Annotated in this window: 21 protein-coding genes and 1 pseudogene; 4 read left to right on the top strand and 18 right to left on the bottom strand. The window is 65.8% G+C overall.

Annotated features, from left to right (window positions below; genetic code table 11):
• Positions 1–66: 66 nt before the first annotated feature.
• The 11 genes and pseudogenes from EO156_RS16790 to ubiE form a co-directional block, all read right to left on the bottom strand.
• On the bottom strand, positions 67–2,457 hold the full coding sequence (locus EO156_RS16790; protein WP_016849935.1) for a TonB-dependent receptor: 2,391 nt from the start codon (positions 2,455–2,457) through the stop codon (positions 67–69).
• An 11-nt stretch (positions 2,458–2,468) separates the two neighbouring features.
• Positions 2,469–3,575 carry an S-(hydroxymethyl)glutathione dehydrogenase/class III alcohol dehydrogenase gene (locus tag EO156_RS16785; RefSeq protein WP_016849936.1) on the bottom strand — a complete coding sequence of 369 codons (1,107 nt, stop codon included), beginning with the start codon at positions 3,573–3,575 and terminating at the stop codon, positions 2,469–2,471.
• Positions 3,576–3,609: 34 nt separating this feature from the next.
• Positions 3,610–4,662, bottom strand: a complete 1,053-nt coding sequence (locus tag EO156_RS16780; RefSeq protein WP_016849937.1) for a beta-propeller fold lactonase family protein — start codon at positions 4,660–4,662, stop codon at positions 3,610–3,612.
• Positions 4,659–5,330 (bottom strand): c-type cytochrome, encoded by a 672-nt coding sequence (locus EO156_RS16775; RefSeq protein WP_029828033.1) that lies wholly within the window; start codon positions 5,328–5,330, stop codon positions 4,659–4,661. The genes EO156_RS16780 and EO156_RS16775 overlap by 4 nt, the downstream gene beginning before the upstream one ends.
• A gap of 25 nt (positions 5,331–5,355) precedes the next feature.
• Positions 5,356–7,131 carry a quinoprotein dehydrogenase-associated putative ABC transporter substrate-binding protein gene (locus tag EO156_RS16770; RefSeq protein ID WP_026007308.1) on the bottom strand — a complete coding sequence of 592 codons (1,776 nt, stop codon included), beginning with the start codon at positions 7,129–7,131 and terminating at the stop codon, positions 5,356–5,358.
• Positions 7,128–9,176, bottom strand: coding sequence for a methanol/ethanol family PQQ-dependent dehydrogenase (locus EO156_RS16765; RefSeq protein ID WP_078585829.1), 2,049 nt, complete (start codon positions 9,174–9,176; stop codon positions 7,128–7,130). Before EO156_RS16765 ends, EO156_RS16770 begins: the two co-directional genes overlap by 4 nt.
• A 535-nt stretch (positions 9,177–9,711) precedes the next feature.
• A complete protein-coding gene (locus EO156_RS16760; RefSeq protein WP_078583719.1) occupies positions 9,712–10,326 on the bottom strand; it encodes an HAD family hydrolase in 615 nt (204 codons plus the stop codon).
• Between the two features lie 353 nt (positions 10,327–10,679).
• Positions 10,680–11,399 (bottom strand): annotated as a pseudogene (locus EO156_RS16750) (hypothetical protein).
• Between the two features lie 180 nt (positions 11,400–11,579).
• Positions 11,580–13,526 carry a M1 family metallopeptidase gene (locus EO156_RS16745; RefSeq protein ID WP_015472604.1) on the bottom strand — a complete coding sequence of 649 codons (1,947 nt, stop codon included), beginning with the start codon at positions 13,524–13,526 and terminating at the stop codon, positions 11,580–11,582.
• Positions 13,527–13,644: 118 nt separating this feature from the next.
• The gene (locus EO156_RS16740) at positions 13,645–14,535 is read right to left on the bottom strand and encodes a GGDEF domain-containing protein (RefSeq protein ID WP_003482753.1); all 891 of its coding nucleotides are present in this window, start codon (positions 14,533–14,535) and stop codon (positions 13,645–13,647) included.
• 189 nt (positions 14,536–14,724) lie between these two features.
• Positions 14,725–15,486, bottom strand: a complete 762-nt coding sequence (gene ubiE / locus EO156_RS16735; protein ID WP_003482754.1) for a bifunctional demethylmenaquinone methyltransferase/2-methoxy-6-polyprenyl-1,4-benzoquinol methylase UbiE — start codon at positions 15,484–15,486, stop codon at positions 14,725–14,727.
• Between the two features lie 87 nt (positions 15,487–15,573).
• On the opposite strand from ubiE, the gene EO156_RS16730 reads away from it, so the two are divergent.
• The 4 genes from EO156_RS16730 to EO156_RS16715 all read left to right on the top strand — a co-directional run bounded on the left by EO156_RS16730 (position 15,574) and on the right by EO156_RS16715 (position 19,374).
• On the top strand, positions 15,574–17,223 hold the full coding sequence (locus tag EO156_RS16730; RefSeq protein ID WP_016851546.1) for an MFS transporter: 1,650 nt from the start codon (positions 15,574–15,576) through the stop codon (positions 17,221–17,223).
• Complete coding sequence (locus tag EO156_RS16725; RefSeq protein WP_011050449.1) at positions 17,220–18,308, top strand: HlyD family secretion protein; 1,089 nt, start codon at positions 17,220–17,222, stop codon at positions 18,306–18,308. The genes EO156_RS16730 and EO156_RS16725 overlap by 4 nt, the downstream gene beginning before the upstream one ends.
• A 113-nt stretch (positions 18,309–18,421) precedes the next feature.
• The gene (locus EO156_RS16720) at positions 18,422–18,922 is read left to right on the top strand and encodes a GNAT family N-acetyltransferase (protein WP_016849759.1); all 501 of its coding nucleotides are present in this window, start codon (positions 18,422–18,424) and stop codon (positions 18,920–18,922) included.
• Positions 18,919–19,374, top strand: a complete 456-nt coding sequence (locus EO156_RS16715; protein ID WP_003482760.1) for a nucleoside deaminase — start codon at positions 18,919–18,921, stop codon at positions 19,372–19,374. Before EO156_RS16720 ends, EO156_RS16715 begins: the two co-directional genes overlap by 4 nt.
• Before the next feature lie 198 nt (positions 19,375–19,572).
• Here EO156_RS16715 and hslU read toward each other — a convergent pair whose 3' ends face one another.
• The 7 genes from hslU to EO156_RS16680 all read right to left on the bottom strand — a co-directional run bounded on the left by hslU (position 19,573) and on the right by EO156_RS16680 (position 25,112).
• On the bottom strand, positions 19,573–20,940 hold the full coding sequence (gene hslU / locus EO156_RS16710) for an ATP-dependent protease ATPase subunit HslU (protein WP_003482762.1): 1,368 nt from the start codon (positions 20,938–20,940) through the stop codon (positions 19,573–19,575).
• 110 nt (positions 20,941–21,050) lie between these two features.
• Positions 21,051–21,602, bottom strand: a complete 552-nt coding sequence (hslV, locus tag EO156_RS16705) for an ATP-dependent protease subunit HslV (protein WP_003482763.1) — start codon at positions 21,600–21,602, stop codon at positions 21,051–21,053.
• A gap of 196 nt (positions 21,603–21,798) precedes the next feature.
• Positions 21,799–22,716: a tyrosine recombinase XerC gene (gene xerC, locus EO156_RS16700; RefSeq protein WP_003482764.1), complete on the bottom strand. Its 918-nt coding sequence runs from the start codon at positions 22,714–22,716 to the stop codon at positions 21,799–21,801.
• Between the two features lie 180 nt (positions 22,717–22,896).
• Positions 22,897–23,568 carry a DUF484 family protein gene (locus tag EO156_RS16695; RefSeq protein WP_003482765.1) on the bottom strand — a complete coding sequence of 224 codons (672 nt, stop codon included), beginning with the start codon at positions 23,566–23,568 and terminating at the stop codon, positions 22,897–22,899.
• Positions 23,565–24,419 (bottom strand): diaminopimelate epimerase, encoded by an 855-nt coding sequence (dapF, locus tag EO156_RS16690; RefSeq protein WP_015462841.1) that lies wholly within the window; start codon positions 24,417–24,419, stop codon positions 23,565–23,567. The genes EO156_RS16695 and dapF overlap by 4 nt, the downstream gene beginning before the upstream one ends.
• Positions 24,409–24,657 carry a lipoprotein gene (locus EO156_RS16685; protein WP_011050444.1) on the bottom strand — a complete coding sequence of 83 codons (249 nt, stop codon included), beginning with the start codon at positions 24,655–24,657 and terminating at the stop codon, positions 24,409–24,411. The genes dapF and EO156_RS16685 overlap by 11 nt, the downstream gene beginning before the upstream one ends.
• Before the next feature lie 56 nt (positions 24,658–24,713).
• Positions 24,714–25,112, bottom strand: coding sequence for a YbaN family protein (locus EO156_RS16680; protein WP_003482768.1), 399 nt, complete (start codon positions 25,110–25,112; stop codon positions 24,714–24,716).
• Between the last annotated feature and the right edge of the window lie 179 nt (positions 25,113–25,291).

Below are 25,291 nucleotides of genomic sequence, written 5' to 3'. Positions count from 1 at the left end.
GGGAATGGAGAAAAGCAGTTCGCTGACGCTCTACGATTCCCCATTCCCGATTCCCCATTCCCGTAGTCAAAGCGCCCAACGCAACCCAATCAAATACTGTCGCGGCACACCAGGTGCGAGAAAGCGTGCCGGGCCGGTTTCCACTGGCGCATCCTGCGGACGTGCGAGTTCGCCGTCGGGAAACACGTCTTCGGCCACGGCGGCATAGGTGGCGTAGTGGCGGTCGAAGACGTTGTCGATCCGGGCGAACAGCGACACCCGCGCGTTGATGGTCCAGCGCGCCTGCAGGTCGACCAGGGCATAGCCGGCGCTGCCGATGTCGAGGCGCTCGGGTGCGGTCTGGCCTTCTTCGGCATTGTCGACCTGGCCATCTTCGTTGCCGCTGGCCACCCGCCCGGAGACCGCACGCACGCCTACGCCCAGCGTCAGCGCATCGCGCTGCCACGCCATCCCGAGCTTGAGGTTGTGCCGCGGTAGCGCGGCGATCCGCAGGCCCGGCCGCAGCGCGATCACGCGCTCGCCGGACAGCAATTGGCCACCGCTGCGGTAAGTGGCATCCAGGTAGCTGTAGCCGGCCCACCACTGCCAATCGCCGCTGCGCAGATGCAGTGCCGCGTCCACGCCCTGATAGCGCGTGCGGCCGACATTGTCGAAGTAGCCCGATTGCGTATCCGGTGCGCGTAGAAACAGAATGTCGTCGCGATTGTCGGCGCGGTAGACCGACAGCGTGGCGTTGCGGTCGGCCGACGGCGTCCAGCGCGCGCCCAGTTCGTAGGTGCGCGAGATGATCTGCTCCAGCCGCGGATCGGCCTGCAGGCCGGTCGGCAACCGACAGGGCTGGGTGGGATCGGCGCAGTCCAATTCGATGGCGGTCGGTGCACGGCTGTTCTGCGCGACCGAGCCGTACAGCGTCAGCCCCGAATCGAGCCGATGCGTAAGGCCCAACGACGGGTTGGCCTTGGCATAGACGAAGCGCTCGCGTGGGCGGTCGCCGTCGTCGGCGGTGGAAAGAATGTTGTCCACCACCACACGATTCCAGCGCACTGCAGCGGTGAGATGGGTCGCATTGCTCAGCGCCCAGGTGTCGGCGAGGAACATGCCCAGCGTCTCGGTGCTGCCGCGTACACCGGAGAAGAAGGCGCGTTCGGCATCGGGATCGGGATCGGCAGCGACCGAGCGGTCGGGCTGCACCCAGCCATCGCGGGCGAACTGCCGGTAACGCACATGGCCGCGATCGAAGGTGACACCCGCCGTGAGCGCGTGCGCGCCCCGCTGCATGCTCAGGTTGAGCGCGACGCCCTGTGCTTGCTGACGCATCTGGGTGGTGTTGAGCGCGCCGGTGTGCAACGTGTCGGCATCGGTGCGGGCGACATCGCACTCGGCATCCAGTGCGCTGCCATCGGCCGCGTAACCGGACGCGCATTCTTCGACGAATTCCTCGTAGTCCTGCCCGACGTCGCCATTGACGGTGTCGCGCCGCCCCACCCGCGAGTAAGCCAGCGCGTGCAGCGCAGTGTCTGCATCGAAACGATGGTCCAGCTGCACGGTCAATAAGGTGTTGCGATTGCGGGTGAGATCGGGCGAGGTATACACCGAACGCCGATCGGCGCGATACAAGCCGGGCTCTGGCCCCTCGTCGGTATACCGCGTGTCCGGCAGCAGGCCATTGCCGATCAGACGGCTGCGCCCGTGCAGCAGCGACAGGCTCCAGTCGGTCTGCTCGCCTTGCTTACCGACCTTGCCGAACACGGTGCCAAGCCGGCCTTCGGAGGCAGCACGCCAGCCGTTTTCGTCGAAGCCGGTCACCGCAACGAAGCCATGCCAGCCGTCGGCGCCGGCGACGCCATAACCGGCATCCAGCCGCTTGCGCGCGCCGCTGCCGATACTCAATTCGCCCTGTACTCCCGGTGCGGTCAGCCCCGACGCGGTAGACAGCACCACCGCGCCGCCCAGCGTGTTCGGCCCGAACAACGGGTTGGAACCCGGCATCAGCGTCACCGCGGTGATCGCCGCTTCGGGCAGCATGTCCCAACTGACGATATCGGCGAACGGTTCGTTGAACCGTACGCCATCCAGATACACCGACACCCCTTGCGAAGCGCCCGGCAAGGCAGAAGCGCGAAAGCCGTGGAAGGTGAGATCGTTCTGGAACGCGCTGCCCTGCACGTCGTTGCCGTCCACGCCGACGAAGCGCCGCTGCAGCAGATCGCTCAGGTTGTTGCTGCGCCCACGCGACAGCTCGGCGTTGCTTGCCGACTGCACCATGTACGGCAATTGCGCCGCATCGATGGTGGTGCCGGGGATCGGCGTGGCGGTGACCTCGATACGGTCCAACCAGGTGACTTGCGGTGCTTCCGCTGCAACGGCCAATGCGCTGCGTGCGAGCAGGGTCATGGCCCATGCGCCTGCCAATCCCGTGCGATGCAGCGTCGCTGTCCTGCATCTGCCTGCTGCCATGTGCATCTCCTTCAATACGCCACGATGGATTTGATGCCGCGCGCCGCACGCAGATCCGTCAACGCCTGGTTGATGTCATCCAGCGCCAGCGTGCGCGTGATCAACGGCGCCAGCTGGATATCGCCGTGCAGATAGCGTTCGACGTAACCGGGTAGCTCGCTGCGGCCTTTGACGCCGCCGAAGGCGCTGCCGCGCCACACCCGCCCGGTGACCAATTGAAACGGGCGCGTGCTGATTTCCTGCGTGTCGTCGGCCATGCCCAGGATGACGCTCTCGCCCCAGCCCTTGTGGCAACACTCCAGCGCCGCCCGCATCGCGCCGACATCGCCGACGCATTCGAAACTGTGGTCGGCGCCGCCATCGGTCAGGTCCACGATCACCTGCTGGATCGGCGCACCGTAGTCGCGCGGATCCAGGCAATCGGTGGCGCCCAGCGTACGTGCCAGTGCGAATTTCGCAGGGTCGATGTCCACCGCGATGATGCGGCCGGCCTGCGCCAGCAGCGCGCCCTGTATCACCGACAATCCGATGCCGCCCAGCCCGAACACCGCCACGCAATCGCCCGGCCGCACATGCGTGCTGTTGAGCACCGCACCGACGCCGGTGGTGACCGTGCAGCCGAGCAGGCAGGCCTGCTCCAGCGGCGCCTCCGGATGGATGCGTGCGACTGCAATCTCCGGCAATACGGTGTATTCGGAAAACGTGCTGGTGCCCATGTGATGCAGGATCGGCCGCCCATGCAACGAAAACCGGCTGCTGCCGTCAGGCATCAGGCCACGTTCCTGGCTGCTGCGAATCGCCTGGCACAAATTTGTACGGCCGGAACGGCAGAATTTGCACACGCCGCATTCGGGCATATACAGCGGAATCACGTGATCGCCGGGCCGCACGCTGGTGACGCCGATCCCGACGTCTTCGACAACCCCGGCGCCCTCCTGCCCCAGGATCGCCGGAGAGCTGCCGGCATGGCCATGCGCCAACGCATGCGCATCGCCCTGGCAAATGCCGGTGGCGACCAGGCGCACCAGCACCTCGCCGGGACGCGGCGGCTGCAGGTCTACTTCTTCGATGGTCAACGGCTGGTGCGGACCCCAGGCCACCGCAGCGCGTGTCTTCATCCGGCCTCCCTGACGCCGTCGGCCTGCCGGCCGCTCAGCGCGCGATGATCACGCCCCACGGCAGCTCGCCCACGGGGATCTGTTTGAGTTCGCGCAAGCTGGCGGTGTCGATCACGCTCACGCTGTTGGATCGCCCGTTGGCGACATAGAGCTTGTCGCCGGCAGGCGTCAACGCCGGATTCCACGGACGCTGCCCAACCGGAATCTCGGCCAGCGCGCGCGCGGTATTGAGATCGATCACGCTGACCGTGCCGGCGCCGCCGTTGGACGCATACAGCCGCGTGCCATCGGCCGACAGCGCGACGCCGGCGGTGCGCACGCCGGCCGGCAGACTGGCGCGACGCTGACGCGTCTGCAGGTCGATCACGTCCACCACGTTGGCGGTTTCCTGCGCGATGTACACGCTGTGCCCGTCGGGTGCGAACGTCATGCCGCGCGGATGACCGCTGGTGGCCACCACACCGCGCGATCGATGGGTGGCCAGTTCGATCATGTCCATGTCGTTGGAGCCTTCATTGCTGGTGAGCAACCACTTGCCATCCGGGGTGTAGGCGCAATGCTCCGGCGCCTGCCCGCGCGTGGCGATCACCTGCTGCACGGCGAGTTGCGCCGCGTCGATCAGCATCACCTGATTCTGGCCTTCCACGCATACCGCCAATTGCTTGCCGTCCGGCGACAACGCGATGCCTTCGGCGTTCTCGCCGATGTCCACGCTGCGCAACACCGCATCTCTTTCGCTATCCAGTTCGACCAACCTGTGGTGCTCGGCATCGATCAGGTACAGATGCCCTTGCGGGCCGGGCAATAGCTGCTGCAAGCGCTTGCCGAGCCGGCCCTGCGCGCTGAGCGTGCGCACCACCGTGTCGGTGTGCGTATCGATCACCGAAACGGTGCCACTGCGTTGATTGGGCACATACGCAAGCACCGGCGGCGTTGCCGGCGCCGGCGCCGGTGTTGCGTTGCCGCTCGCCGCAGGTGCGGTGGTGGAGGCCGGCGTGACGGCATCGCGCTGGCAGCCCGCCAGCAGCAACGCACCCAACATCCCTGCTGCACACATGCGCGACCAGCGAGCAGGCGCTGAGCTCATTGCGCCTTGCCCGCGGTCTTGTTGATCGAGTGGATGAAGGCGAGCAACTTTTCGGTATCGCCGGGCTTGAGTACCGGTGCGAACGGCGGCATCTGCCCCACCACCTTTTCGTGCCCGATACGGGTCTTGCCGTGGGTGATCATGGCCGCGGTGCCTTCGCTGATCAGCGTGCGCAAGGTGTCGTCGTCGCTGCCATACACCCAGATGTCGTTGGTCAACGGCGGGCACATGCCACCGCCACCGGTACCGCCGTGACAGGCATTGCAGCCGGCCGAAAAATAGATCTTCTTGCCTTCGGCGACCAGCTCGGGCGTGACCTTGACCTCGGGTCCCTTGGGAATCGGCACGATCGTGGCAGGTGGCGCGGCCGGCGTTGCCGGATCCGGGGCTGGCCCCGCTGCGGGGTTGGGCATTGCTGCGGGTGCAGCTGCAGTTGCGGCCGCAGGCGCTGCGCTGCCGGCGGCTGGCGCAGGCGCCGGTGCGCTGGCGGCCGCCGGTGGCGGGGGCGGTGCATCGGCGGCCGATGCCGGCGGTGCCTCCTTGCCGCATGCCGCCAGCACGACGCTGAACATCAACGCGCACAGCGGTGCGCGGACAAGACGATCGAAACAACCCTTGGTGGACGTGCGCATGAACGAACCTTTCTGATCGGAGGGAACACCGCGCACCCCGTGCACGCGGCGGGTGACGCAGTCATTCGCGCGCTGGGCGCCTGGCCTTGGTGAGCAGCGTGGCCAGTGGGGTGTCGCCACGTGCCTGCGCCAGATCTGCGGCGGTCTTGCCGTCGCGGTTACGTACAGACGGGTCGGCGCCCGCAACCAGCAACCGTTTGGCGACCGCCTCGCGTCCGGCCGCTGCGGCCAGCATCAGCGCGGTGACACCAGCCTGATTGGCGTGACCGACCTCGGCGCCGCGTGCGAGCACGGCATCGAGAATGGCCGGGTCGTCGCGCGCCACGGCAAACATCACCGGGGTGAATCCGGTGGGATTGGCGCGCCGCACATTCGCGCCCTTGTCCAGCAACGCCTGCACCACCGCGACATCGGCATACGACACCGCAAGATCCAGTGCGCTCCAGCCATCGCTGGACACGGTATCCACCGGCGCGCGCTTGGCCAGCAGCCTGCTGACGCTGTCCGCATCGTTGGCCCAGGCCGCCTTCATCAGCGCGGTCCAGCCGCTGGCGTCGCGGGCGTCCAGGCGTGCGCCGGCATCCAGCAGCAGGCCGACCAGATCCGGCTGCTGGTTGCGGATGGCCTGGTGCAGCGGCGGCTCGCCCAGCAGGTTGGGGTGATTGGCATCGGCGCCATGGCGTAGCAGCCATGCCGCACGCACGGCATCGCCGGCATCCAGCGCATGCGCCAGTTCCTGATTCGGGTCGGCACCGTCGGCGATGCGTAATTGCAGCTGCGCCAGCTCCTGCGATGAGGCCGCCGGGCTGGGCGCAGTGGATGCCGGTGTGGGCGTGACATACGGCCCATGCGATGCCAGCTCGCCGGCTACCACGCAGTCACGACAGCGCACCAGCGGCACGTGATACCTGCGCAGGATTTCCGCGATCTTGGCCGCGCTTTGCTGCAACGCCGTGTTCAATGCATCACGCAGGTCGGCATTCTTGCGCGACACCGCCCAGGCCATCGAATACTCCAGTACCGCATCGTCGATGGTGTTCAAGGGCACCAGACCCAGGCCGCTGCGCTGCGCGTAATACCCGGCGACCGGGCCCCAGGATTCGGCCGCATCCAGCGTGTTGGCGGCGACCCGTTCGACCAGCTTGCCGGGGTGTTCTTCCGGTGCGGTGGCCGAGTCGTAGAACAGGTATTGCACCTCACCGCTGATGCCGTGCTCGTACAGCGCCTGACGCGCAGGCGAGCTCTGGAACACGCCCAGGCGCAGCTTTTTCAACGCCGGGTCGTCCAGCGAGGTCGGCCTCAACGACAAGCCTTGACGTGTGACCAGCACATACGCCGAGCGATAGACCGGGCGCGTGGTCAGCCCCTGCTCGAAATCGCTGTTGAGGTCCATCAGTACATCGCAGCGGCCCGCATTGATGGTGCTACGCGCCAGGCCGCGCTGGTAATAGGTGCGCCACTCGTATTCCAGGCGCCGGCCCATGGCATCGGCAACCACCTGCGCGATCTTGTTCTGGAAGCCTTCGCCGGCCTTGTTGGACAACGGCATGTTGCCCGGGTCTGCGCACACGCGCAGGACGTGCGGATCTGGCGTAGGTGGCGGCGCGGATGCCGCGGAAGGCGTGGTTGCCGGCGCAGCGGTGGATGCAGGCGCCGCAGCGGACGCCGCAGCGGAATGAGAAGCGCGAGCCGTCGGTGAGGACGGCTCGCGTGTGCAGCCTGCGGCGACGAGTCCGAGGCTGCACAGCACCAGCACCTGCTGCAGGTGCCGGGTGATGCCGCGCACCCCGGCAGCAAGCTGCCGAGGTGCGCGCCCAACGCCTTGCGTGCAGGTCATCGTGCCGTCTTCGCTGCTGCATTGGCGGTGCCGCCGCCTGCGGTGGCAGTGGCAGTGGCAGTGGCAGTGGCAGTGGCAGTGGCAGTCACGGTCTTGCCGGCGCCATCGATACGGAAGCTGTGGACCATGCCGCCGAGCGGGATCTTGTCGAAGCCCGCACCGAACGCCAGCCCCGCCGCACCCAGTGCGCCATACGGATCGGACGGATCCAGGCCTGCAGTGACCGGCAAGCCGATCCACCCGCCGATACCGGAGAACACCGCCACGTACTGATGGCCGTTGGCCTTGTAGGCGATGGGGTTACCGATGATGCCGGACGGCAACTTGGTCTCCCACAACTTCTTGCCGGTGTCCTTGTCCACCGCGCGGAACCACCCATCCAGCGTGCCGTAGAACACCAGCCCGCCGTCGGTGACCAGGGTGCCGCTCCACACCGGATACTTCTCCTTGATCTCCCACTTGGACTTGCCTTCCACCACATCGAACGCCTTGACGATGCCCAGCGCGCCCGGCTCATTCGGCTTCATCATCACGTTGGCGAACACGTACGGCAGACCCATCATGGTGTTGCCGCGCTCCTGCGGTTCCAGCTCCATGTGCCAGTTATTGGTGCCGCAGAAGAACACCGCCGCATTGGCCGGATCCACCGAGCACGGCTGCTGGTCCTTGCCGCCCATCGCCGAGGGGAACGCCTGCACCTTCTTGCCGCGTTCCAGCGGCGAATGCGCGGCCATCTTCACCGGGCGACCGGTCTTCATGTCGATGCGTTCGGCCCAGTTGGCCGGCACGAACTTGTGCGCGCGCAGCAGCGTGCCATCGCGCCGATCGAGTACGTAGGCAAACCCGTTGCGGTCGAACTGCACCACCGACGGAACCTGCTTGCCATCGATGCTCAGGTCGACCAGGATCGGCTCGTTGATGCCGTCGTAATCCCACTGGTCGAACGGGGTCTTCTGGTAGCCCCATACCGCCTCGCCGGTATCGATCTTGCGCGCGAACAAGGTCATCGACCACTTGTTGTCATGCTCGCCGTTGTTGCATTCCTCCTGCGAGGTCTTGCCGCAACGGTACGACGGGCTCCACAGGCCGGGATTGCCGGTGCCGTAGTACACCAGCTTCAACTTCGGGTCGTAGCTATACCAGCCCCACGCTGCACCACCGCCGCGCTTCCATTCGTCGTTGGGAAAGGTCTTGACGCCCAGGTCGCCGAGCTGGCCATGCTGCGGATTGGCCTTGTTGAAATCCGGGCCCAGGCAGATCGCCTTGTCGGTACCGGCCGCATCGCAGGACCATGCCTGCTTGCCATCGGCAAGGTTGTAGGCGGCCACGCGACCGAGCACGCCGAACTCGTTGCCGCTGATGCCGGCAACCACCTTGCCGTCGGCGATGATCGGCGCCATGGTGATGGTTTCGCCCTTGTCCGGGTGCGCAAGTTTTTGCTTCCACACTTCCTTGCCGGTCTTGGCATCGAGCGCGATCACATCGCCGCTGAGGCTGCCGAAGACCAGCTTGCCGTCGGCATACGAGGCGCCGCGATTGACCGTATCGCAGCACGCCACCGCCACCGACCGTTCGTCCTGTTGCGGGGTGTATTTCCACAACACCTTGCCGCCGTCGTCCTGCGCCGCAAGATCGATGGCGAACACGTTGTTCGGATACGCGCTGACCATGTACATGATGCTGCCGATCACCAGCGGCTGGCCTTCGTGGCCGCGCGTGGCGTCGGTTTTCATCTCCCACGACATCTTCAGATTCTTGACGTTGTCGCGATTGATCTCGGCCAGCGGGCTATGCCGGGTGAGTGCGAAGTCGCGCCCCACGCCACCCCAGTTGTCCGCATTGCTGGCATTGGCGGTGAACTCGCTATCGGTGTCGACCACGGCCGCGGCGGCGGGTGCAGCGGCGGGCGCAGCGGCAGGTGTTGCAGCCGTTGCCGGCGCCGCAGTTTCGGTGGGTGTGTCTTTCTTGCAGCCAGACAGAACGGCGCTCAGCGCAAGCATGAGCAGCGCGGCGCTGCGTACGCTGCGACAGGAAGATTGGTGCATGTGCGTCTACCCCTCTCGTTTGAACAACCAGTCGGTTGAAACATCCCGCAGCGCAGGCGCTATCACCGCCGTGGCGATGCGGACGTAGGAAACGTCGGGAGAGACCTGAGCAAACGGCATGCCAGCACACTGGTGCGCCGCACCACGTCGAGTCAGCGAGGGCCGGGGGTGATGACGGCGCGCTGGGCATCTCGCGCTGTCACGGTTTTGGCACAGTTTGCGCAGCACGTGCTGTGACACAGGTGGTGCAGACGGTCCAGTGACATCCCAGCAACGCCGAGCGTGTCCTGAACTCAGATCGCTGCGCCGCTGATGCAGGGCAATGCGCTATGGCAAGCAGCACTGCGCGATGTCGCCAGGCATGCCGGTCTTCTCCCCCGCTGGGCGAAGGCGTCAGAAAGGCGAATGCGGAGACGGGTACGGCCAATAGACAGGTGCGCCGTCCACGACGCGTCATGACGTCGGCGGCTAGTCAACAGTTCCCATGCCTGCTCGGGTGCACGTTACCCCCGTTGCACAGACACAACGCGCCACCCTAGCTCTCCCATTGCGCGAGCAACTGCGTGCAATCGTGCAGGCGCCAGTCGGCGAAACCGGGCCAGGGGTCGCCGGGTGTATTGACCAGGACAGTGCACGCACCGACGGCGCGGCCGCAGGCCAGGTCATTGTGGTGATCGCCGACCATGACCAGCGCGCTGCCCTGCACCGACCAGCGCCGCGCGAAATAATGCAGCCCGTCGGGCGCAGGTTTTGGGGCAGCCTCGTCGCGGCCAACGATGTCGTCCCAGGCGAATGCATCGTCCAGACCGATCGCCTGCAACGTGATCTTTGCCAGCTCGCGCGCGTTGCGGGTGAGCATGCCAAGCCGGCAACCGGCGGCATGCAGCGCGCGCACCAGCGCCACTGCGCCCGGCGCGGCGCGTGCGCCTTGGGCGAGCGCACGCTCGTGTTCGAGCAACCAGGCATGCTTGGCCGCCGCTTCGTCGGCCGGTAACGCTGCCAGGTGATGCAGGATGTCCGCCGTTGGCGGAATGTCCAGGACGCGGCGGATCAAGGCGAAATCGTGCGCAGCTTCGGTCAGCGTGCCGTCCATGTCGAAGACCCAATGGCGATAGTCGGACAACGTGGGAGAGAGAGCGGCGCTTGTCATGTTGTCCATCCTTGCAAAGACATCAAAGTGATCGATTCGGTGCGGCAGGCGGCGGCGCGGCCAACCTGCAGTGCGCAATCGGCGACCTCGCCCAAGGCGGTCAACCAGGCGTTTGCGCGCATTGCCAACCAGGTGCGGGTGGCGCTCGCTCGACATGTCCCTGCGCGGACACGCCAACGCGCGCGCCCCTTCATCCGAACGAATGCGCGCCAGGTCTGCTGACCATCCCGAGCGCTGAATGCCGGTGCGCTGCAGCGCCATCACACCGGGGTGCTGCACTATCGATCAAGCGCGGCAGTGCTGCACCAACTCGCAAACAGATCGGTGTACGCCAGCACTCATCGCGGACTCGCCTACTTCCACCCGGGCATCTGCGTGGTGTCCAGGCCGCCGACCTCGAACTCTGCGGTGCGCGTACCGCCGGCCTTGACCGGGAAGGTAATGCCGATGCGCTTGGCGTTGCGTACGAGCTTCCACAACGCTTTGTCATCGTCGATGAACATGGCAATGGCTTCGTCGGTATCCGGGCGGTGCGCCGCCAGGGCACGCGGTGCGCCGCCATCGGCCGTCACCTGCACCTTGCAGCCACCGTAGCAGTTGAAATCGCCGGCCTTGAGCACGAGGTAGCTGTGGCGCTTCCACTGCGGATGATCGCGAAACACCAGGCTGACCGGCTTGGGTCCGCTGCCATCCACATCCACACGTTGCTTGGCGTCGATCATCGCCGAGCGCTACGTACCGCCCTTGGCCGGCACCTGCGAGTATTGCCACAGCGCCTGCATGCGGCGCAGCTCGCGCGCCTGCTCGCCCTTGGCCTTGATATCGGCATAGCCTGGCTCGATGCGCGTGGCGGCCGCAGTGCCCGCATAACCTTCGATCAAGGCCGCACCATGCGCACGCGCCATGTCCCAGTTCTGCGCTTTCACCGCTTCGTCGTATTGCTTGGCGAGCGCCTCGGCCTGGGTTTCCTTGGCCTGCGCCTGCGCGGTGGCCTGCGCCTGACGTTGCGCCTCGCGGTCGGTGCAGGCACTCAAGGCGGCGACGCACAAGGCCGCGCTCAGCAGATACTTCATCGTCGACTCCGGGGCGAATTCAACGTCAACGATACCAGCCTGCCCGCGATCAAACCCGTAGACCGTAGGAGCGCACCCGGGCGCGATGGAGCATTCCCGGTAACGCCACCTCGCGCCCGGGTGCGCTCCTACGGCAGCGATGGAGGTGGCGGGAGAGCGCTGCAACGCCCTCCGCTGCCACTACGGCTGCGCCGGCGGTGCCGCTTTCGCCTTGGCGATCATCTCGGCCACCGATGCGGTGGTGATCGGGTGATAGCTGGGCTTGGCCTTTTCGAAGGCCTGTTCGGCGAACGCGATGCCATCCGGGGTCTTCAACAATTCGGCGTAGATCGGCAGCACCAGCTTGCGGCGGCCGACGCGTTCGATGAACTCGCCCGCGGCAGCGCGCGCGTCGGTGTAGCCGCTGCGAATGGCCAGCGGATACCAGCGCATCGCGATCTCGCCATTCGGCGTGCCGGTGAAGTGGTACGCCTCGTCCAGCTGCTTGAGCTGCTCGGGCTTGAGCGTGGCGCCCATGCCGCTGAGGAAGTGCACCCATTCCTGCGTGCCCCACTCGCTGGTGACCTGCTTGTTCGGCAAGGTGCCGCTGCCGCTCCAGGCGATGCGTGCGGTATCCACGATCGAGAAGCTGCGCGAGCGCGCCTTGGCCGCAAATGCCGGAATGCCCGGCTGCTTCAGCCACGCATCCACGTCGGCCGCGCTCACCGTGTTGGGATGCTTGTCCAGCAGGTTCTTCTTCAGGTAATCGACGAACTGGTCGGTGGTGGCGCTCTGGAAGGCGTGATCGTCGAACCAGCCGCGCAGGAACGGGTCGAATACCTCGCGGCCGAAGCGCTGCTCCAGGAACTGCAGGAACCACGCGCCCTTGACGTAGGCGACCTGGCTCAAGGCCTCGTCGGGGTCGCGCTGGGCCAGCGGCGGCAACTCCAGCACCTGGTCGGCCGGCGGCATGTCCTTCACTTCGGCCAGCAGATCGCCCTGGTCGATCTCGCGCTCCATCTCGGCCATCTCGGTGCCGTACAGCGCCTCGGTGATGCGGCCCTGCACGTAGGTGGTGAACCCTTCGTTGAGCCAGATGTCCTTCCAGCTGGCATTGGTCACCAGGTTGCCCGACCAGCTATGCGCCAGTTCGTGCGCCACCAAAGAGACCAGCGACTTGTCGCCGACGATCACGGTGGGCGTGGCGAAGGTCAGGCGCGGATTTTCCATGCCACCGAACGGGAACGACGGCGGCAGCACCAGCATGTCGTAACGGCCCCAGCGATACGGACCGTAAAGTTTTTCGGCCGCACCGATCATCTTTTCGGTGTCTTCGAATTCCTTGGCGGCCTTGTCGGCCATGGCCGGCTCGGCCCACACGCCCGAGCGCGCGGAAATCGGCTTGAACACCACATCGCCGGCGGCGATCGCCAGCAGGTAGGACGGAATCGGCTCGGGCATCGTGAAGCTGTAATCGCCGTCGCGTGCCGCCTTGGGGTCGTTGTCGGCGCTCATCAGCACCATCACGTCCGGGCGCGAGGTGACATGTGCGCTATAGGTGAAGCGCACGCTCGGGGTGTCCTGCAGCGGCACCCAGCTGCGCGCGTGAATCGCCTGCGACTGGCTGAACATGAAAGGCAGCTGCTTGCCTTCGGTCATCGACGGCTCCAGCCACTGCAGACCCGAGGCCGTCGGCGCGGTGTGATAGGTGATCACCACCTTGCCCGGCTGATTCGGCGCTTCGATGGTGAGTTTGCTACCGAAGGTCTTGTCGGCCGGCGCCAGGGCGAACTGCAGCGGCGACAGGCCGCCCTTGCCATCGTCTGCCTGTACCTGCGCAATGCTCAACTCGCGCGTATCCAGCACCAGTTGCTTGGCGGCTTTGTCCTTCCACTCCAGCGTGTAGGTGGCAGTGCCGCCGATCTGCTTGGCATCGAAATCCAGCTTCAGGTCCAGCGCCAGGTCCTTGATGACCACCAACTGCGGCTGGGCGTAGGAACTTTCGTCGTGGTTGCGGGCGTCTGCTTTCACGGGAGCCTTGGCAGTGGCGGCCGGCGCGGTGGGGGATACCGACGGCGTGGAGTCATTGGAACAGCCGGCCAGCGCGATGGACACGGCCAGGGACAGCGACAGGAACGGGAAGCGCATCGACGGCACCGCAGCAAGGAGAATTGGGCATTTTAGCGCCCTGCGCCGCAGCCTGCCCGTGCCATCGGCGGCCATAAGCGATGACCTGCCACTCAGTATCGCAGCCGGCTTGCCCAGGTCAGATCACCGGATGGCCGCGCGGAGCGTCGTGCCCGTCGCGCACCAGACGCCGGCCACCGGAGAACTTGGCGCGATACATCGCCGCATCGGCGCGGCGATACAGTTCGGTGGCATCCAGCCCTTGTTCGCACACCGCACTGCCGGCGCTCACATGCAGCGGCGCATCGCCGGCATCCTCGCGCTCGAGCATCGAGAGCCATTGGTTGAGCTTGAGCGTGGCATCGTCTTCGCTTGCATGGATGCCGATCAGGAATTCGTCGCCGCCCCAACGCCCGACCCAGTCCTGCGCGCCCAACCAGCCGTAGGCCGAGTCCACCAGGCGCACCAGCACGCGGTCGCCAGCCAGATGGCCGAAGCGGTCGTTGATCTGTTTGAGGTTGTCCATGTCCAGCACGAACAGCACGAACGGCCAGCCTTCGCGTTGCGAGGCGATCACCGAATCGCGCATCGCCTGTTCGCAACCGCGCCGGTTCAGCGCCTCGGTCAGCGGGTCGAACAAGGCGTGTTTCTTGAGATCGCGCATGCCGGCATCGATGCCACGCAGGCTGCGGTTGATGCCGCGCAACAGCCGGCCCAATTCGTCGTCGCCCTGTTCCGGAAGCGTGGGCAGGCGCTGATCGGCGTAATACGAATCCAGCGCATCGGCGGCGATGCGCAGCGGCGCCAGCAGCCGATACAGCGCAACCAGGGTCAGCGCGGTGCCGGCCAGCGTGGCCAGCAATGCCACGATCACCACCGACCACAGCGGGCGCCCGTCCAGTTCGCTCTGCGATGCCAACCAGGCGATCAACAACAGCAACGGCAGATGGATGCCCAGGAAGGTCACCGCCAGCAGTTTGGCGCTGAAGGAGCGGGGAAACACGCGCGAGAGCCCGGCGTACAAGCGCATCCAACACTCCGGCAAAAGAGCGCTTAGTGTCGCCGAGAGCGTGTGGAGCCAACGCGACGGAAGTCTCAGACTTCGCTGGTTGTACCCATGTGCGGCACCGGTTCGCCTCAACAAGCGATCCCGTGCACGCGGTGGGCGAGCGCCAGCGCACGCTAAGCGCGCCGACGCCAGCCGGCTCAACCGCCCTGCTTAGATCTTGTAGCCGGAGTGGATCGCCACGATGCCGCCGGTGAGGTTCTTGAAGTGGCAACGCGCAAACCCGGCCTCGCCCATCATGCCCTTGAGCGATTCCTGTGGCGGATGCTTGCGGATGCTTTCGGCCAGGTACTGGTAGCTATCGGCATCGCGCGCGAACAGCTGGCCCAGCCTGGGCAGGATCTTGAACGAGTGGAAGTCGTAGATCGGCTTGAACCAGTCGGCGGTGACTTCGGAAAATTCCAGCACGCGCGCCTGTCCGCCCACCTTCAGCACGCGGTACATCTCGCGCAAGGCGGCGTCCTTGTCGGTGACGTTGCGCAGGCCGAAGGAAATGGTCACCAGATCGAAACTCTGGTCCGGGAACGGCAGCGCTTCGGCGTTGCATTGCACGTAGTCGAAACCGGACACCAAGCCGCGGTTGGTCAGCCGGTCGCGGCCCACCGACAGCATGCCGGCATTGATGTCGCCCAGCACCACGGCCCCTTCGTTGCCCACCCGCTCCTTGAGCAGCACGGCGATGTCGCCGGTGCCGCCGGCCAGGTCCAGCACGCGGTCGCCTGGCTTCACCTGCGCGGTCGCCACGAAGTAGCGTTTCCATGCGCGATGCACGCCCAGGCTCATCAGATCGTTCATCAGGTCGTAATTGCGCGCGACCGAGGTGAACACTTCACCGACCAGCTTCTGCTTGTCCTTGGCAGCGACATCGCGAAAGCCGAAATGGGTAGTACCGGAGGTATAGGGGGATTCGCTCATGGGCGGATTATCGCACCGCTGACGCCACCATGACCGCAACCGGACCACAATCGCGCTTTCACCTGCGACCAGCCCTGCGAGCATTCAGTGCGCGACAAGTACGTCCAGCGCGACTGGCAGCCCCATGAGCGGCCCACCCTGCCGGGGTCGGCCTCCACCCCGCTGCACCCTACCCGGCGGCGGATCCAGTACGGCCTGGTGGGCGTGGTGGTGGCGCTCACCGGCGGGCTGAGCAATGCCCTGGTCACCGCCAACCTGACCTATCTGCAAGGCACCTTGGGCGCCTACGCCACCGAAATGGCCTGGCTGCCGGCCGCCTACGTGATGACCAACATGTCGGCGAACCTGCTGCTGGTGAAGTTTCGCCAGCAGTTCGGGCTGCGCCGGTTCACCGAAATCTTCCTGACGCTGTACGCGCTCATCGCCTTCGCGCATCTGTTCGTGCACAGCCTGAGCTCGGCGATCACCGTGCGCGCCGCGCATGGCTTGGTGGGCGCCGCGCTCAGCTCGCTGGGCCTGTACTACGTGATCCAGGCATTTCCAACGAAATACCGGCTCAAGGCCGTGGTGCTGGGCCTGGGCATGACCCAACTGGCGTTGCCGCTGGCGCGGGTGTTTTCCACCGACCTGCTGGAATTTGGCGAGTGGCAAGGCCTGTACTTGTTCGAGTGCGGGCTGGCGGTGTTCGCGCTGGCCTGCGTGCTGGCGCTCAAGTTACCGCCGAGCGACCGGTATCGCGTGTTCGAGCCGCTGGATTTCCTCACCTTCAGTCTGTTCGCCACCGGCGCCGCCGGCCTGGCCGCGGTGCTCTCACTCGGGCGCCTGCTGTGGTGGACCAGTACGCCGTGGCTGGGCGTGGTGCTGGCCGCATCCATCGTGCTGCTGTGCACGGCGGCCTGGATCGAACACAACCGCCGCAATCCGATGATCAACACGCGCTGGCTGGCCAGTGCGGACATGTTGCGGCTGGGGCTGGCGATTCTGTTGATCCGGCTGGTGCTGTCCGAACAAAGCACCGGCGCCATCGGCTTCTTCCAGACGCTGGGCCTGGCCAATACGCAACTGCAGACCCTGTTCGCGCTGATGCTGCTGGGCGCAGTGGTCGGCGTGGCGGCCAGCGCGTGGCTGATCAACCCGGCGCGGGTTGCCGAACATCTGATCATCGCGGTGGCGGCCATCTGTACCGGCTGCTTCATGGATGCCGATGCCACCAGCCTCACCCGCCCCGAGCAGATGTATGCGAGCCAGTTCCTGCTCGCCTTCGGCAGCACGTTCTTCATCGGCCCGGCGATGGTGGCCGGCATCGGCCGGGTGATCGCGCAGCCGGGCAACCTGATCAGTTTCATCGTGCTGTTCGGCATGGCGCAAAACATGGGCGGCCTGCTCGGCAGCGCCCTGCTCGGCACCGTGCAGGTGGTGCGCGAGAAATACCATTCCAGCCAGTTGGTTGAACATCTGGTGCTGACCGACCCGCAGGTGGCCGCGCGCGTGCAGGCCTATGCAAGCCTGTATGGCCGCAGCATCGGCGACCCGGCACTGCGTCAGGCCCAAGGCGTGCGCACGCTGGGCACCGTCGCCACGCGCGAGGCCAATGTGCTGGCGTACAACGACGTGTTCCTGTTGATCGGCTGCATCGCCATCGCCACCGGCGTGTGGATCCTGTCCGTGCTGGTGTGGCGCCGCTATCTGCGGCCCTCGGTATCGCCCTCCCCTCCTGCTCCCACTGCGCGCCCATGAATACACCAGCAGATTCCTCCCCGCCTGCCGACCGGCAACGTCGTCGGCGTCGCCGTCTCGCCGGGGTCATCGGCTTCGGCGGGCTCGCCCTGATCGGCGTGGCGCTGGTGCTGTATGCCTGGCGGTTGCCGCCGTTCGTCAGTGCGATCGAACGCACCGAAAATGCGATGGTGCACGGTCAGATCACCGTGATTGCGCCGCAGGTGAGCGGCTATGTCACGCAGGTGCCGGTGCAGGACTTTGCGCACGTCAAGCGCGGCCAGCTGCTGGCACGCATCGACGACCGCATCTATGCCCAGCAACTCGAACAGGCCAAGGCGCAAGTGCAGACCGCGCAGGCCAACCTCGCCAACTGGGATCAACAACGGCATAGCGCCGAAGCGACGATTGCCGAGCAACGCGCGGCGCTGAGCAGCAACCAGGCACAACGCGACCGCACCCGTTCGGCCTATGCACGGACGCAGCAGCTGGCCAGCCAGCAACTGGTCTCCGAACAGGACCGCGACACCGCATTCGCCGCGCGCGCGCAGGCCGAGGCCGGCGTGGCGCAGGCACGTGCCGCAGTGCAGGCCGCCGAAGAAAACGCGCGCGGCGTGACCGTCAACCGCGCCGCGTTGGAAGCCGCGGTTGCCAACGCGCAGGCCGCCGTGCAGCTGGCACGGATCAACCTGGACAACACGCGCATCCTGGCCCCGCGCGATGGCCAGCTCGGTCAGCTTGGCGTGCGCCAGGGCGCCTACGTCACCAACGGCACGCAGCTGATGTCGCTGGTGCCGGACACGCTGTGGATCGTGGCCAATTTCAAGGAAACCCAGATGGCCCGGATCCGGATCGGCCAGCGCGCCAGCTTCACCGTGGATGCACTGGACAATGCGCGTCTGCATGGCCGCGTGCAGGACATTTCGCCGGCTGCCGGCTCCGAATTCAGCGTGCTGCCGGCCGATAACGCCACCGGCAACTTCGTCAAGATTGCCCAGCGCATTCCGCTGCGCATCAGCGTCGATCCGGACCAGCCGCTGGCGCCGCGGCTGCGGCCGGGCATGTCGGTGGTGGTGGCCGTCGATACCGACAGCGCGGTCGACTAGGCACAACCTGCCCCCGAGCGTGGGCAGCAATGCCGTCGCACGCAGGCAGGTCGGCCAGTCCCCATAGGCATGACGTCGCAGCTCAACCGCGGCACAGCCGCTATCATGCAGTGATGCCCACCAAGCCTCTTCCTTCCCTGCGCTGGCAACATCTGCGGTTTGCGCAACTGAGCGCCATGCAGCTGTATGCGCTGCTGCGGCTGCGCACGGATGTGTTTGTGGTGGAGCAGCAATGCGCCTATCCCGAACTGGATGGCAAAGATACCGATCCCGCCGTGCTGCATGTGCTGGGTACCGCCAATGACGCTGCGTTGGCGGCTTACCTGCGCGTGCTGCCCCCAGGCTTGAGTTATTCCGAACCGAGCATCGGCCGTGTGATCGTCGCTGCTGCATTTCGTGGCACTGGACTGGCGCATGCGCTGTTGCGCGAAGGCATCGGGTTGGTGCACGCGCAGTGGCCGGGTTGCGCGATCCAGCTCGGTGCGCAGGCGCACCTGCAATCGTTCTACGCGGCGCACGGATTTGCACCTGCTTCCGCACCATACCTGGAAGACGGCATTCCCCATCTCGACATGCTGCGCCCTGCCGGCGCGGCCCCTTTGGAGTTCGCATGATCACCACTCCCGATTACCGCGCGTTGCTGGACACCGCCATTGCCGAGGCCCGCCAGGGCCTGGCCGAAGGCGGCATCCCGATCGGCGCGGCGCTGTATCACAACGACGGGCGCCTGCTTGGCTGCGGCCATAATCGCCGCGTGCAGGAAAACGATCCCTCGGTACACGGGGAGACCGACGCGTTTCGCAAGGCCGGCCGCCAGCGCCGCTACAAGGACACCATCATGGTCACCACGCTGGCGCCGTGCTGGTACTGCAGCGGGCTGGTGCGCCAGTTCAACATCGGCACCGTGGTGGTCGGCGAATCGGTCACGTTCCAGGGCGGCATCGCATGGTTGCGCGAGCACGGCGTCAACGTGATCGATCTGCAGAGCCAGGAATGCATCGATCTGCTCGGCGGCTATATTTCCGCCAACCCGGATGTGTGGAACGAAGATATTGGCGAGGACTGAGGTCAGCTAAAGCACCATGGCATTGCCGCACCATCACAGGCCGCGGGCAATGCCGCTGCGCAGCGGGCGTTGCGTCGCCCGATACCACAATGCCGATCATTGCCAAAGCCCGCCTCGTCCGTCGCGCATGCTGCAAACAAAAAGACCAACCATTGGCGGGTCTGTTCCATCCCACGCGCAGGTTGCCGTGCAACGTCGTCAGAGGATGTAGCGGCTCAGGTCCGGATCCTGTACCAGCTCACCCAGCTGCGCATCCACATAGGCGGCGTCCACGGTCACGCTCTGCCCATCGCGATCGGGCGCTTCGTAGCTCAACACATCGAGCAAACGCTCCAACACGGTGTGCAGGCGACGGGCGCCGATATTCTCCTGGCGCTCGTTGACCTGCGCGGCAATCTCGGCAAGCCGATCCACCGCATCGGACGCAAACGTCAACGCCACACCTTCGGTTTGCAACAGGGCTTCGTACTGCTTGATCAAGGCGGCCTTGGGCTCGGTGAGGATGCGGACGAAATCGGCCTTGGTCAGCGCAGTCAGTTCCACGCGGATCGGGAAGCGGCCCTGCAGCTCCGGGATCAGATCGCTGGGCTTGGCCAGGTGAAACGCGCCTGATGCAATGAACAGGATGTGGTCGGTCTTGACCGTGCCGTACTTGGTGGACACGTTGGAGCCTTCCACCAGCGGCAACAGATCGCGCTGCACGCCTTCGCGACTGACATCGCCACCGCTGGAGCCGGCTTCGCCGCGCTTGGCCACCTTGTCGATCTCATCGATGAACACGATGCCGTGCTGCTCGCACGCTTCGATGGCCGCGGTGCGCACATCGTCTTCGTTGACCAATTTGCCCGCTTCTTCTTCGATCAACAGCGGGCGCGCTGCCTTGATGGTGAGCTTGCGCTTCTGGGATTTGCCGCTGCCCAGATTGGAAAACATCTGGCGCAGTTGCTGGCCCATTTCTTCCATGCCCGGCGGGGTCATGATGTCCATGCTGGCGTTCACCGCCACTTCCAGTTCGATCTCGCGCTCGTCCAGCTCGCCGTTGCGCAGCATGCGACGGAACTTGATGCGGGTGTCGTTATCTTGCGAGGAGGGCTCGTTGCGCGCCGCTTCCGGATCAAACCCGATACCGGTCGCGCGACGTGGCAGCAATGCGTCCAGGATGCGGTCTTCGGCACGCTCTTCGGCCTGGTTGCGCACGCGCACCTTGGCCTGCTCGCGATACAGCTTGACGGCGGTATCGGCCAGGTCGCGGATGATCTGCTCCACATCCTTGCCCACATACCCCACTTCGGTGAAGCGCGTGGCTTCGACCTTGACGAACGGCGCGTTGGCCAGTGTCGCCAGGCGCCGTGCGATCTCGGTCTTGCCCACACCGGTAGGGCCGATCATCAGGATGTTCTTGGGCATCACTTCGTTGCGCAGTTCTTCCGGCAACTGCATGCGGCGCCAGCGGTTACGCAGCGCGATGGCAACCGCGCGCTTGGCGTCGTGCTGACCAACGATATGACGGTCGAGCTCCTGCACGATTTCGCGCGGAGTCATGGTGGCGGTATCGATATTAGGCATTAGGGAATCGAGAATTGGGAAAGGGGAATCGCAAAAGCAAACATCAAGAGCCTATGGCGTCGAAGTGGGGACGAAACCGCTGTTGCGATTCCCGATTCCCCACTCCCGATTCACAGCTCTTCGACCACCACGTTGCGATTGGTATAGATGCAGATATCGCCGGCGATATTGATCGCTTCGGCGGCAATGGTCTTGGCATCCAGTTGCGTGTGCGCCAGCAGCGCGCGCGCAGCCGACAAGGCGTACGAGCCACCCGAGCCGATGGCGATGATGCCGTCTTCCGGTTCGATCACATCGCCGGTGCCGCTGATGATCAGCGAGGTTTCTTTATCGGCCACAGCCAGCAGCGCTTCGAGCTTGCCCAGCCGGCGCTCGGTGCGCCAATCCTTGGCCAGTTCCACTGCAGCGCGCGTCAGTTGGCCATGCTTGTCGAGCTTGGCTTCGAACAATTCGAACAAGGTGAACGCATCGGCTGCCGCACCGGCGAAACCGGCCAGCACCTGACCCTCGCGCCCGAGCCGACGCACCTTGCGTGCATTGCCCTTCATGACCGTATGGCCAAGGGTGACCTGGCCATCGCCGGCGACGGCGACATGCCCACCACGTCGAACCGAAATGATGGTGGTGGCGTGAACGATGTTGGGGTTCTGGCTAGGGTCCATGGATCCTCCGGGGGTTTCCAAGGAGGTGGGGACGCCCCTGCCGGGTTCAAGCACGCTGCGACCAGTCGCCGCAGGCTGGTGTGGCAGCGCTCACTTGCGAGACGGCAACACGTTTGCACGCGACATGCAGACCGACCTGCGGCAGTGAACCGCAGGAGTCGATGACGCCGGCTGCCGGCTGCTTACAGCTTAGCGCTCACTCTGCAGCTTTCTTGCGCCTGGCACGCGGATGCGCAGCATCGTAGACCTTGGCCAAGTGTTGGAAATCCAGATGCGTGTAGATCTGGGTGGTGGCGATGTCCGAATGGCCCAGCAACTCCTGCACGCCGCGCAGATCGCCGGACGATTCCAGGATATGGCTGGCGAAACTGTGGCGCAGCATATGCGGATGCACGTCCTTGAACATGCCCTGACGCACGGCAAGTTGCTTGATGCGGATCTGCACCGCACGTTGCGAAATCGCACCGCCGGCACGGCCAGGGAAGACGTGGCTGTCGGCGCTTGCACCACTGTCGCGCCGCCATTCGCGCAAGGCGGCGATCGCGTGCGAGCCCACCGGCACCAGACGCTGCTTGCTGCCTTTGCCGAGCACCATCACCAGGCCGCTGTCCAGGTCCAGGTCGCGCCAGCGTAATGCGCATAACTCGCTCAGGCGCAGCCCGGACGAGTAGAACACTTCCAGCAGCGCACGATCGCGCAGGCCTAGTGGCGCATCGGTCGGTACTTCCACCAGACGCACTGCTTCGTCGGCGTCCAGCACCTGCGGCAACTTGCGCGGCGCCTTCGGCGCACGCAGCGCCGCCGCCGGGCTGGCCGAAATGCGGCCACGCTTGAGCAACCAGGCGTAATAACTGCGGCATGCCGACAGACGGCGCTGCAGGCTCTTTGCCGACAGCCCGCGCCGATGTTCTGCCGCAACGAATTGCCGCAAGTGCGCGCTATCGAACTGTGCAGTCTCGGCAGGCACTGCAGCGTCCTGCACGCCATCGTCTGTCTTCTGCTCAGACGCCCAGACGACCAGGGCAGCAAGGTCGCGCCGATACGCGTCCAGCGTGTGCGCCGATACTTGCCGCTCGACCTGCAGGTACGTCAGGAACTCATCGACCGATGACACGTCAGCGCCTCCGATATCGCGGCGTGACTGCCGTCATCTGCAACATGCGCGCGAACGCGCGCCCTGCAGGTGCAGACAACCCGGATAGTCGACTGCCACCACCTCGCCCTCCCCGCTGCGGAAGCAGCGCCATCGCCAACGACCCCACGTCGCCAACGTCGATGGACGCAGCCATCGGCCTCACACGTCGAAGCGTTGCAACGCCACGCTCAGCGATTCGCCCATCATGCGCAGGAACAGCGTGCCCATGCCGGGATAGAACCGGTTGGCATCGCTGCTCCCCACTGCGATCAGGCCGATGCCCGGCAGCGGCAGCAACGCGGTGGATTGCACCTGCCCCGCCTGTGCGCCGTAAAGCAGCGCGTGTTTTTCAGCCTGCAGGCGGCCGCAGATGGGCTCGCCATCGTTGAGGCAATCGCGGAACGGCGCCAGCCGCGCGTCGTCGATTGCGATGATCTGCAGCCAGTCCGCATCCAGCGCATCGATGGGTTTGAGCAACACCAGCCGCACCAGTTCGCCGTTGAAATCTTCTGCCAGCGAGGCGGCCATGGCCTTGAGCGTGTCGGCCGCGCTGGTCTGGCGCATCAACGCAAGCGTGAGTTGATGGGTGCGTACTGCCAGCCGCTCGTTTTCCTGCGCATTGCTGCCCAGCTCGTGCAGGCGGCGCGACAGTTCGCGGTTCTTGTCGCGTAGTACTTCCAGCTGGTAGGTGGCCAACGAGGCGGTGGGGCCGTCGTCGCGCGGCACCAGCAAGCTCACCGCCAGATCCGGGAACTGCTTGAGGAAGGTGGGGTGACGTCGCAACCACGTGGCCACCTCGTGCGCGCCGAATTTATCCGTGTTCTCGCTCATCGGTTCCACTCTCCATCGAAGACGAACACAGCCGGGCCGGACATCACCACCTGCTCCTGGTCGCCGGGCCAACGAATGCGTAACTCGCCACCGGGCAAGGACACCTGCACATCGCGCTCGACACGGCCGCGCTGCATCAACACCGCCGCAGCCGCACAGGCGCCACTTCCGCAGGCCAGCGTTTCGCCAACGCCGCGCTCGAACACGCGCAGGCGCACATGCACGGGGTCGACCACCTGCGCGAAACCCACATTGACCGAATCGGGAAACGCAGCGTTTTGCTGCAGCAGCGCGCCCACGCGTTCCACCGGCGCTGCATCGACGCGACCGACTTCGACCACCGCGTGTGGGTTGCCCATCGACACCGCACCAAAGCGCACGGTCTCGCCGTGCACCGGCAGCGCATATTCGTCGCGTGCATGCGCAAACCCGGCCAGCGGAATCTGGGTGGGCTCGAACTGCGGGACGCCCATCGCCACCGCGTAGCGGTCGCCGTCGAGGCGCTCGACCGCGTGCGCGGTCGCCGGACTGTCGATGATGAAGCGCTCCCCCTGGGCGGTGCCGTCGCGCACCAGCCACGCGGCGACACAACGTGCGCCATTGCCGCATTGGCGCGCGGCCGAGCCATCGGAATTCCAGATGCCGTAGGCTGCCGCGGCGCCTTCGCTGCGCGGCGCCTCGATGGTCAGGATCTGATCACAGCCAATTCCGAAGTGGCGGTCGGCCAACTGCGCTGCCAGTGCGGCATCCGGTGGTGGCGTACCGTCGCGCAGGTCCAGCACCACGAAATCATTGCCGGCGCCATGCATTTTGGTGAAACGCAGACGCCCGCTGCGACCGTCAGCGCTCATTGCCGCTGCTAGCGGGCTGGTCGGTGGTGGATGCAGGCTTGGTGTCGCCATCCACCGGCGCAGGCGTGGACTCGTCCAGCGGTTGCGACGCATCCGCCGGCTGCGGCACCGGCTGGGCTTCCACCGGCACCGGCTTCTGCGGCATCACCAGCGGGCCCTTGTTGCCGCAGGCGGCAAGCAGGACAAAGGTCGCACCAACCAGTGCGAGACGAACAGACGGTCGGGACATAATGCTCATGGGCCGAAGTATAGCCAGAACACCGTTATGGCCGTGCGCTCGGTGGCCCGCTGCGTTCAGTGCGCGCCGGGCAGGGGGCGCGGCGGCGGCTCGGGGCGCAACCACAGCCAGATCGCTACCACGGCCATGCTGCCGATCGACAGGCACTTGACCCAGAACACCGGCACGCACCACAGCATGATCGCGGCGCAGACCGTCATGGTCAGCGTCGCCATCCACTTGGCCTTGCGGCTGACCGCACGGTAGGTCTGCCATTCCACGATCGCCGGACCGAAGCGCGGATGCGACAGCAGCCAGTTATGCAGGCGTTCGGAGCCGTGCGAGGCCGCCCAGGCAGAGATCAGGATGAAGACCGTCGTCGGCAGCCCCGGGACGAAGATCCCGACGATGCCGGTGGCCAGGCTGGCGTAGGCCAGCAACCACCAGGCCCAGCGGAATCGAGTCGGTCGCGTCATGCGCAAATGATACGGCCAGCGCTGCAGTTTGGTGAGTCGGCCCTGCAGCGGTGATTGTGTCGCTGCAGGAGGGCGCGCTGTCCGCAGCGGGCGGCGTGCAGCGCGCTGGTCGCCAGCGGTGACAAGGCGCCCAGCCTCGCTGCGGTCAGACACGCAGCCCAATATGCAGCGACGCCGGA

The organism is Xanthomonas sp. DAR33341 (assembly GCF_003992815.1).
In the GTDB taxonomy this organism is placed as follows: Bacteria; Pseudomonadota; Gammaproteobacteria; order Xanthomonadales; family Xanthomonadaceae; genus Xanthomonas; species Xanthomonas cissicola.
This window is presented reverse-complemented; position numbering and strand designations above follow the sequence as displayed.